We start from the raw sequence: 9,750 nt of genomic DNA, 5'->3' as shown, positions 1-9,750 counted from the left end.
CATTTTTTTTCCTTCTTCACGCGCTTTCGATTCTTCTTCTTTCAGATTTAGCGATGTTTTTTCCATTTTGGAACGCTCTTTTTGTAACGTTGCAATGGTTTTATCAAAACGTACTTTTCCGCCCTCAATTTTCTTTTTGGCTCGGTTGATTAATCCGTACGGAATTCCGTTTTTCTGTGCAACCTCAAACGTAAACGAACTTCCAGCTTGACCTAAGATCAATTTATACATGGGTTCCAACGATTTTTCATCAAACAGCATGTTCGCATTGGAAGCAAAAGGCAATTCGTTAGCTAGTATTTTTAAATTGGAATAATGTGTTGTTATAATTCCGAATGCTTCCCGATGGTAAAATTCTTCTAAAAAGGCTTCTGCTAAAGCACCACCCAATTCTGGGTCTGAACCCGTCCCGAATTCGTCAATTAAGAATAAGGTTTTGTCGTTGCATTTCTTTAGAAAATAATTCATATTCTTTAATCGATAACTGTACGTACTTAAATGATTTTCGATCGATTGATTGTCGCCAATATCAGTCAAAATTCTATCAAAAAGGCAAGTTTCACTTCGCTCGTGAACAGGAATTAGGATTCCAGATTGTAGCATTAGTTGTAACAATCCAACAGTTTTTAGCGAAATGGTTTTTCCACCAGCATTTGGTCCAGAAATCACAATAATTCTATTTTCTGTATTGAATTCGATAGTTTGCGAATGCGTAATTTCGTTTTTAACTTTGTTCGTCAAATACAAAATAGGGTGGAAAGCGTCTCGAAAATAAACACGTCTTTCTTTGGTTATTGTTGGTAAAATACCATTGATTTTAACAGCATATTTTGCTTTGGCTGCAATTACATCTATATCACTTAAAAAATCTTGGTATTGCATTAGTAAAGGTAAAAATGGGCGAACATTGTTGGTTAATTGTTTTAAAATACGAGTAATTTCTTCTTTTTCTTCGTATTCTAAATTGCTCAATTCCCGAGAATATCGCAAAGTAGCTTCAGGCTCAATGAAAGCCAAACTTCCTGTTTTGGAACTGCCCAAAATGGTACCTTTCACTTTACGACGATACATTGCTAAAACCGCTAAAACACGGCGATTATTAACAAAACTTTCTTTAATATCATCCAAATATCCAAGTCCGTTGTATTGTGTGAGTGCCATACCAAAACTTTGGTTGACTTTGCCACGAACTGCATTCATATTTCTACGAATTTCGAGTAAATCTGGTGAGGCATTATCTTTTATTTCTCCATATTTGTCTAATACATTTTCTATGGCGTTAATAATAACTTTGGTGATTTCTATTTGGCTTGATTTTTTATGCAAATAAGGATAATAATCTTCAAATTTTTTAAAAAATTGCAATAAAACATTAGAATTTTCTGACAAGGTTGCGATTTTACGAAAACTTCCTGCTTCAAGAAAGCTATCTTCAATGCCAAGAAATTTTATTTCATAAGTTATAGCATCAAAACCGTGATTGGGAATGGCATTGTTATTCTGAAAAGACGAAACATATTCCGAAGTTTGATGTAAAGCGGTCATCAAAGTTTCTTCCTCTTTGAATGGTATAATTTCCAACGCTTTTTGTTTGCCAATATCCGTATTACAAATAGAAGAAACTGTTTCTAAAACTGTGGAAAATTGTAAATCTTGGAGGGTTTTATCGGTAATTGAAATCATTTTTTTTAAGTCGCAAAGTTTCTGAGTTGCAAAGGTTCAAAGTTACAAAGTTTAGAAGTAGTAATGAATTAAAGTAATTATATTTGTTAAAAATTAACGAATGTTTACATTATCTGAATCTAATTCTTGGGACTCATTTTTTGAAATAGAAAAAAAGAAACCTTATTTTGAAGAATTGATGAATTCTGTCAACGAAGAATATAGCAATCATAGTTGTTTTCCGCCAAAGGAATTGGTTTTTAATGCTTTTAATACTTGTGATTTCAACGATTTGAAAGTAGTTATTATTGGTCAAGATCCGTATCACGGTGATGGTGAAGCTAATGGTTTGTGTTTTTCGGTGAATGATGGTGTGAAGATTCCACCATCGCTCAAAAATATTTTTACAGAAATAAATTCGGAATACGAACGAATTTTTTCGCCAACTTCGGGCAATTTAGAACATTGGTCAAAGCAAGGTATTTTATTGTTAAACGCTTCGTTGACTGTTCGAAAAGACCAAGCCAATAGCCACAAACACTTGAAATGGAATGTTTTTACAGATGCTGTTATCGAAGTTATTTCTAACAAAAAAGAAAATGTAGTTTTTTTGCTTTGGGGAAGTTTTGCTCATAAAAAAGGAAGCAAAATCAATAGAGATAAACATTTAGTTTTAGAAACGGGTCATCCATCGCCATTGAGTGCTAATCGTGGTTTTTGGTTTGGAAACAATCATTTTAAATTGGTAAATGAGTATTTGAAAAGTAAGAATTTTGGGGAAATCGAATGGTAAGAAATTTTAAAATTGGAGTTAAAAAGTTTCTTTAATAGCCCCGATAGCAGTGGAAATCCTTTTGCTTTTTTCTTTAAAAAGCAAAAGATTGCAACGTATAGCGGGAATAGCTTCAAAAAAAATTAATCATTCAACGTTAACTCTCCTAAAATTTCTTCACTCATAAATTTTCCGCCAGGGTAATAGGCTGTATAGTCGAGATTTAACCAAATTTGTCCTCGTTCATCGATGTGATAATGCAATTGTTGTCCTTTACTTTCTTCCACAAATAGTACTTTTCGAATCAGGAAATTCACGTTTTGTAAATCACGTTTAGTACCAATAAGCATTTCGGGATAAATGTGTGCATTAGTGTGAATTAGTCTAGGAATTCCGCCTACTGCTTTGACTCCAGCAGCCATAAGAATGGCGTGATCGTCGCAATCGCCAGAGAAATGTTGTAACGATTCCGATGCTGTTGCGATATAATTGTTGCCTTGTGGATCGTTGACATAATTCCAACGGGTTTTGATTTCTTTAAAAACTGCAAAACATTGAATTGCAGTGCGATAGTTGTGATATCCTTTGATTTTTTTGATATCCTGAAAGTGTTTTGTGGTGGCTGAAAGGGCAAAATTTCGAACTTTTGGATTGGAGTAATTTATAGCTCTTATTACTTTCGATTTGTTTGGAAATGGCAATAATTTACTAACAATGATATCCTGTGGATATGGATTTTCTCCCATAGTGTACATCATCGAACGGTAATCGTCATAGACTCTATAAAAGCTGTATTCTCCGAAAATGGTTCCTATAAAAAGGATGAATATATATACAAAAATACAAATAACTATGATGGTTTTCAAGGCTCTCAAAAGCAATTGAAACCCAACTAAAATGACAACAAATATCAAAATACGATCTATAGGAAAAGATAAATTGGGGTTAATTAAATTTTGATGAACAATAATAAAGGTTGGAATAGTGAGTAAAATATTTAGTAAAAAAATTACAACAGAGTCCCAAGGCTTTGGCAATGAAAGCTTTTCTTTATATTTTGAAATGTTTTCCTTGGAAAATTTTGACATTAGTTCGTAAACGACAAAAATAGAGAATTATTTGACTATGGTTTCAAAAGTACTTTTTTTATCTATAATATTTAAATCAAATAATTGGTTTTGAATTTTATCGAATGTTTTTTTGTTTAATTTTTTTTGAGACCAATCGGTTAATGACAACCATTGTTGAATATCTTCGATTTGGAGATGGTAACGAGAGGCTAATGTTCTGTCGATACTCGGAATTTCTTTAAACTCGATACTTGTATTGTTGATTATTTTTAGGATTTCATCAACTTCTTTAGCATTTTTTTCTAAAAATTCGTTGCGAACAGCAATCACGAAACACGGCCAAGGTGTTGGACAATCCGCAATTTTTCTAAAAACACCTTTGTCCACCAATGGTTTTGTCATAAAACGTTCCCACATAAAATAATCTGCTTTTCCAGTTGCTAAAGCTTCCACAGCACCATCAATAGTATTTACGATTTCGAATTGGAGATTATCGGTTTTCCAACCTTGATTTTGTGCATTTACAAAGGACATTAAATGAGAACCAGAACCCAAACGAGAAATGGCTGCTTTTTTGTTTTGTAAATCGGATAATGTTTTGAAATTTGATTTTGCATCTACGTGAATTCCCCAAATTAAAGGACTTTCTACATAAACTTGCACAATGGAACAATCGTTTCCAGCTAAAATATCTTTAATAATTCCTTCGGATAGAATTATAGCAATATCCGTTTCACCATTTCGAAGCATTTGAGACATTTTACCAGTACCTTCTGGAACATCTGTCCATTGCAAATCGATGTTCTTGGATTCAAATTCTCCATTTTCGATGCATAATTGCCAAGGTAAATTGAAATGTTCTGGTACACCAGCGATTTTTATTTTTTTCATATTTTAATTCTAATTTACTACTAAAATTAAACATTTATATCTTTAAAATTATTCACTTTTGCATATCTAATCATACTTAAGAACGCCTTATTATCGAGTTTAGGTATTTCAAGAATTGAATTTAAAAGAGTTGTGTCATACTCATTTGCATCAGTTGTAAAATAAGGTTTTAAATGTTTTCCTATGCTTTCGTAATACAACTTTTCGATTTTGGTTTTATACTTAAAATCTGATGTGTTTTGCATTAAATTAAAATTAGTATATCCTACTTCTTGCATAATTAATTGTAACCCTTTTACAATATTGAAACTTTTGTTGTGTACAATATTCAATTGTTGATTGTCTTCTCTTTGAAAAGTACTGACAATAACTTTTGCTACATAATCTACTGGAATAATATTTAATCCTGTTTCCTCATTAACAATAAATCGCACATTTTCTTGTTCATTTTTTCGTTGTGCCGTAAAGTGAAAAAATTTCGCCAAAAGATAAAAAACCATATATTTTGGAATAAAATAATTATTCTCTTCTCCTAACATTTTTCCGCCAATGACACTTGGGCGAAGAATTTGATAAGGCAATCCTATTTTTTTACATTGTTGTGCTACAAAATTTTCTGAATGAAATTTAGCATTTTCATAGGCATTTCTATGTTCTGGTTCGAAATCTAAATTATGGAAATCATTAGCAATAAGACCTTTTCTAACTCCCGAAGAGAATGCAGTACCGATGTAAATAAATTTCTTGATATATGGATGGAAAGTAGTAAAAATAGTTTCTGTTATTTTTGCATTTTCATTAAAAATCTTTTCTTTTTGGTCTTCATCAGTTGATAAGTTGACATAACCAGCTGAGTGGATAAAGTAAGCTCCTTGTATTTTACTTGAAAATGTATCTTGAATTTGTGATAAATCGGTATCGATAATCTCTAAATAAGAGTGTAATTTTTCTACTCCTTTTTCTATTAGTATTTTAGGAGTACAACTACTAGATAAAAGTTCATTGATTCTATTTTTAGCGGAATTTTTGCCTTTATTTCTTGTTATTAAAAAAAGTGTTCCTTCAATTTTTTCGGTAATAAATTTTTCAAGAATTTCATACATAATATGAGATCCTAAAACGCCTGTTGCTCCTGTAAGAATTATTTTCATTGTGATTTTGTTCTGAAAAGCAAATGTAGTTTTATATTGAAAGCTTTTGGATGCATTGTTCTCGAATTTTCCAAATTTCTTCAAAAGTGAATTTTGAATTAGTTTCTCTCAGCCAATTCTTGATGAAATTTTCATGGTAATCCACCTTAAAATCGGCTACTTGATACGGTTCGATTTCAATTTCTTCAAGAATATCATTTTTTAATTTTTCAAAATCAGCATCTTTTGAAGTAACATCGACCGTTTCTCCATCAATTTTTAAATAGCAATGTGCTTCTGGAATGTATTCGATTTTATGTTCAGAAAGAATGGTGCCAATTTTGGTATTGCTTTCTTTCATTTTATAAATTCCAATAATTAATTGAACATTTGGAATGTTATTTTTATTAGCAAAATCTTTTAAATAAGCGTGTTTAGAACTACAAGTTCCTTTGTTTTCTGAAATAACTAATGATAAATCTTCTCGATTACTATTTCTACCATAAGGAATTTGTTTGACTAAGTTTATGGTTTCTTGCCAATTCATTATCGTTACATATTTGGATTATCCATTTGCCACCATTTCCAAATAATTCCATCTTTATCTGGATAATCTTCTATAAAGGTCATTCCAACTTTTTGCAAAATATGGTTTGACGCTCCGTTTTCAGAATGAGTAAAGGCGTTAATTTTGTCAATCTTCATTTCATTAAAACCATAATCTAGCCAAGCTTTTGATGCTTCTGTAGCAAAACCTTTGTTCCAAAATTTTTCGTTTAATCGATAGCCGTAATCATAAAAGTTGGTATTTCCGTTTTCGATATGATCGTTGACAAATTTTAATCCAATCCAACCTATTAATTCGTTAGTTTCCTTAATTATAGCTACAAATCGACCAATTCCTCTTTCTTCATATTGTTTACGAACCATATCAATATAATCGTAAACTTCTGAAATTGTTTGAACGGGTTTTTGCCACAAATAATTATGTACTTCTGGATTTTTGTCCATTTCAAATAATGCTTCGGCATCGGTTGGAAGCATTTCTCGCATTATGAGTCTTTCGGTTTTTAGAATTAAATTCATTGTTTGAAGTTTTTTACACAGATTTTAGAAATTAGAGGAATTTTTAAAATTTCTCTAATTTCTAAAATCTGTGTACTTTCTTTTTTACTGTACTAATTTTTCCAAAGTATACGCAATCAATTCATCAACTGCTTTGTATGGATCAGAACTAAAAGTTCCAGAGGCACGATTTGCAATTATAGCATTCAATGATAAACAATTATGGCCCAAAAGTTTTCCAAGTCCATAAATAGCTGCTGTTTCCATTTCGAGATTGGTCACACGATTGTCTTCAAAACTGAAAGCTTCTAATTTATCATTTAAGTCTTTATCCTGAATATTCAAACGCAAAACACGCCCTTGTGGACCATAAAACCCTCCCGAAGTAGCCGTAATTCCTTTGTGCATTTTATCTGAAAATATTTTATTTTCTAATGTTTCTGAACAAGCAATAGCATAAGGTTTTCCTTTTTTGTCATCCCAATTGGTGTGTTTTACAAAAGCATTTTCCATAGCTTTTTCCGTAACATCATCAATTAAATAGGAACGAAGCATATTGTCTAAACCGATAGCGTATTTGCTCAAAACAAAACTATCGACTGGAATATCAGCTTGCAATGAACCCGAAGTTCCAATACGGATAATATTCAATTTTGTTAGTGTTTCTTTAGGTTTTCGAGTTTCCAAATCGATATTTACCAATGCGTCGAGTTCGTTCATCACAATATCAATATTGTCTGGACCAATTCCGGTGGACATTACTGTAATTCGTTTGCCTTTCAACATTCCCGTTTGGGTTTTGAATTCTCTTTTTTGGGTCGAAAACTCAATAGAATCAAAGGATTGTGTGATTTTCTCTACACGATTTTGATCGCCTACAAAGATGATGTCGTGTGCAATATTTTCGGGAAGTAGGTTTAAATGGTAAACACTTCCGTCGGGATTTAGTATTAATTCTGATGATTTTATCATTTTTATTTTTTTTAACCGCAAAGTTCGCAAAGATTTTCGCAAAGTTCACAAAGTTTTTTTATCGTAATTTTTAATTCGTAATTCGTAATTAATTTTAGCCTCCAACTCGTTTTGTTTTAAAACCTTTTTCTTGTAATAATTTCATTATTTTGTCTCGATAATCACCTTGAATGATAATCGAATCATCTTTGAAAGTACCGCCAACACTCAATTTAGTTTTAATTTCCTTGGCTAGAATTTTAAAATCTTCATCAGAACCTTCGTAGCCTTCAATAATGGTCGTGGCTTTTCCTTTTCGTTTTTCGAATTTGCAAATCATAGGCTCCTTTTGAACATATAATTCGTGTTCTACTTCTGGAATTGCTTCTTCTGGAGATGGCTCGTGGTTGGGAAATAGGTTTTTTAATTGGTCTTGTAAGTCCATAACATTATTTTTTTGAACACAGATTTGAGAAATTAGAATAATTTTAAAAATTTCTTCAATTTCTTAAATCTGTATTCCATTTTTTTTCTTTTTTTTTGAACACAAATTTTAGAAATTTCAAAAATTAAAAAATGTGTTTATCTATTATACTTTTTGAATTCGTTCGTGAAAATTTTTCTAATAAACTGAGGGTCTTTCCCAAAATTTAGCAATAAGCCTACTTCACAATCTGTTGCTTTTAAATAATTTAAAAGCTGACATTCGTGAGCTTCAACCATATATTCAACACATTTTAGTTCAATAATTACTGAATTGTTTACTATAATATCTGGTATATATTCCCCAACGATTTCTTTCTTATAATAAACGTTTAATTTTTTCTGATTTTCAATTTCAAATCCTCTTTTCTTTAATTCAATTAACATTGAGTTGTGATATACTTTTTCAAGAAACCCATATCCTAATTCATTGTAAACATCATAATAAATACCGATTAACGATTTTGTTAATTCTTGATGTGGAAAATTCTTCATATTTCTTTTGTTTGGCGAGTATATTAATATTTTTTGAACACTGATTTAAGAAATTTGAATAATTTTTAAAATTTCTCCGATTTCTCCGATTTCTCTAATTTCTTAAATCTGTGTTCAAAAATAGCTTAAGGCTTGTAAAATATGTAACTAAAAAAGACATCAAGCGAACTCAATGTCTTTAAAACTATATAATTGAGTATTATTTTTTAATCAACCCTAAATCAACCAATCTTTCATACAAGAATTCTCCTGCCGAAATATCGTCGTATAATTTTGGATTCTCAGCATCAATACAATTTTCTAAAACATCAAGACGCATATCGCTCACAGGATGCATAAAAAACGGAATCGAATAACGTGACGTTCCCCACAATTCTCTAGGCGGATTAACCACTTGATGAATCGTCGATTTTAATCTATTATTAGTATGACGCGATAACATATCGCCTACATTAATTACCAATTCGTCCGGTTCAGCAACAGCATCAATCCATTGACCATCGTGATTTTGTACTTGCAAACCTTTTCCCTGAGCACCCATCAAAAGCGTAATCAAGTTAATATCTCCATGAGCCGCTGCACGAATAGCATTTTCAGGCTCAGAAGTAATTGGCGGATAATGAATCGGTCTCAAAATAGAATTTCCTTCATAACCATATTGGTCAAAATAATGCTCATCCAAGCCTAAATGCAAAGCCAAAGCTTGTAAAACTGTAATTCCAGTTTTTTCTAACATTTGGTATGCTTCTTTTCCTACAACATTAAATCTCGGCAATTCTTTAACTTCAACATTATCAGGATATTCAGCAGCGTATTTTGAATCTTTAGCCACATACTGACCAAAATGCCAAAACTCCTTCAAATCGCCTTCTTTTTTGCCTTTAGCATGCTCTTTCCCGAAAGAAACATAACCACGCTGACCACCAATTCCGGGTATTTCATACCCATATTTAGTTTCTAACGGCAAGGAGAAAAAATTTCTAATTTCGCCATACAATTCACCAACCAATTTGTCATTCAAAAAATGACCTTTTAACGCTACGAAGCCAATCTCTTCGAAAGCTTTTCCGATTTCATTTACAAATTTTTGTTTACGTTCCGGGTTACCCGAAAGGAAATCACGCAAGTCAACACTAGGAATGTTTTGCATCTCTTAAATAATATGTTAATAACTTACAAATGGATAATACCATCATAAAACAAATGTATAAATATTTTTTTTATTTGAAGC

At 31.6% G+C, this 9,750-nt stretch carries 11 protein-coding genes; 1 reads left to right on the top strand and 10 read right to left on the bottom strand.

The features are described 5' to 3' along the window. Window positions 1-1,683 (bottom strand): endonuclease MutS2 (locus tag RMO70_RS12135; RefSeq protein ID WP_310556702.1); only part of this gene is annotated, 1,683 nt, incomplete at its 3' end. 100 nt (window positions 1,684-1,783) lie between these two features. Here RMO70_RS12135 and ung point away from each other — a divergent pair. After that, a complete protein-coding gene (gene ung / locus RMO70_RS12130; RefSeq protein ID WP_310556701.1) occupies window positions 1,784-2,455 on the top strand; it encodes a uracil-DNA glycosylase in 672 nt (223 codons plus the stop codon). Between the two features lie 122 nt (window positions 2,456-2,577). On the opposite strand, the gene RMO70_RS12125 is transcribed toward ung, so the two are convergent. From RMO70_RS12125 to RMO70_RS12085, 9 genes are all read right to left on the bottom strand, one after another. After that, a complete protein-coding gene (locus RMO70_RS12125) occupies window positions 2,578-3,522 on the bottom strand; it encodes a transglutaminase (RefSeq protein WP_310556700.1) in 945 nt (314 codons plus the stop codon). Window positions 3,523-3,549: 27 nt separating this feature from the next. Then, window positions 3,550-4,395, bottom strand: coding sequence for a substrate-binding domain-containing protein (locus tag RMO70_RS12120; protein ID WP_310556699.1), 846 nt, complete (start codon window positions 4,393-4,395; stop codon window positions 3,550-3,552). Window positions 4,396-4,421: 26 nt separating this feature from the next. Continuing rightward, window positions 4,422-5,546 carry an SDR family oxidoreductase gene (locus tag RMO70_RS12115; protein WP_310556698.1) on the bottom strand — a complete coding sequence of 375 codons (1,125 nt, stop codon included), beginning with the start codon at window positions 5,544-5,546 and terminating at the stop codon, window positions 4,422-4,424. A gap of 31 nt (window positions 5,547-5,577) precedes the next feature. Beyond that, entirely contained in the window at window positions 5,578-6,072 is a 495-nt protein-coding gene (locus tag RMO70_RS12110) for a hypothetical protein (protein WP_310556697.1), read from the bottom strand. 5 nt (window positions 6,073-6,077) lie between these two features. Beyond that, a complete protein-coding gene (locus tag RMO70_RS12105; RefSeq protein ID WP_310556696.1) occupies window positions 6,078-6,611 on the bottom strand; it encodes a GNAT family N-acetyltransferase in 534 nt (177 codons plus the stop codon). Between the two features lie 84 nt (window positions 6,612-6,695). Then, window positions 6,696-7,562 carry a nucleoside phosphorylase gene (locus tag RMO70_RS12100; RefSeq protein ID WP_310556695.1) on the bottom strand — a complete coding sequence of 289 codons (867 nt, stop codon included), beginning with the start codon at window positions 7,560-7,562 and terminating at the stop codon, window positions 6,696-6,698. A gap of 94 nt (window positions 7,563-7,656) precedes the next feature. After that, the gene (locus RMO70_RS12095; protein WP_310556694.1) at window positions 7,657-7,986 is read right to left on the bottom strand and encodes a translation initiation factor; all 330 of its coding nucleotides are present in this window, start codon (window positions 7,984-7,986) and stop codon (window positions 7,657-7,659) included. Window positions 7,987-8,123: 137 nt separating this feature from the next. Continuing rightward, entirely contained in the window at window positions 8,124-8,519 is a 396-nt protein-coding gene (locus tag RMO70_RS12090; protein ID WP_310556693.1) for a GxxExxY protein, read from the bottom strand. Window positions 8,520-8,718: 199 nt separating this feature from the next. Then, complete coding sequence (locus tag RMO70_RS12085) at window positions 8,719-9,669, bottom strand: 2-oxoglutarate and iron-dependent oxygenase domain-containing protein (RefSeq protein WP_310556692.1); 951 nt, start codon at window positions 9,667-9,669, stop codon at window positions 8,719-8,721. Window positions 9,670-9,750 lie beyond the last annotated feature (81 nt).

Source organism: Flavobacterium sp. (assembly GCF_031422135.1).
Lineage (GTDB): Bacteria > Bacteroidota > Bacteroidia > Flavobacteriales > Flavobacteriaceae > Flavobacterium.
This window is presented reverse-complemented; position numbering and strand designations above follow the sequence as displayed.

Bases quoted from the DNA above. Each gene is read 5' to 3' on its own strand.
- ung (WP_310556701.1), top strand. From the start codon at position 1,784: ATGTTTACATTATCTGAATCTAATTCTTGGGACTCATTTTTTGAAATA.
- RMO70_RS12085 (WP_310556692.1), bottom strand. From the start codon at position 9,669: ATGCAAAACATTCCTAGTGTTGACTTGCGTGATTTCCTTTCGGGTAAC.
- RMO70_RS12110 (WP_310556697.1), bottom strand. From the start codon at position 6,072: ATGAATTGGCAAGAAACCATAAACTTAGTCAAACAAATTCCTTATGGT.
- RMO70_RS12125 (WP_310556700.1), bottom strand. From the start codon at position 3,522: ATGTCAAAATTTTCCAAGGAAAACATTTCAAAATATAAAGAAAAGCTT.
- RMO70_RS12090 (WP_310556693.1), bottom strand. From the start codon at position 8,519: ATGAAGAATTTTCCACATCAAGAATTAACAAAATCGTTAATCGGTATT.
- RMO70_RS12095 (WP_310556694.1), bottom strand. From the start codon at position 7,986: ATGGACTTACAAGACCAATTAAAAAACCTATTTCCCAACCACGAGCCA.
- RMO70_RS12120 (WP_310556699.1), bottom strand. From the start codon at position 4,395: ATGAAAAAAATAAAAATCGCTGGTGTACCAGAACATTTCAATTTACCT.
- RMO70_RS12115 (WP_310556698.1), bottom strand. From the start codon at position 5,546: ATGAAAATAATTCTTACAGGAGCAACAGGCGTTTTAGGATCTCATATT.
- RMO70_RS12100 (WP_310556695.1), bottom strand. From the start codon at position 7,562: ATGATAAAATCATCAGAATTAATACTAAATCCCGACGGAAGTGTTTAC.
- RMO70_RS12105 (WP_310556696.1), bottom strand. From the start codon at position 6,611: ATGAATTTAATTCTAAAAACCGAAAGACTCATAATGCGAGAAATGCTT.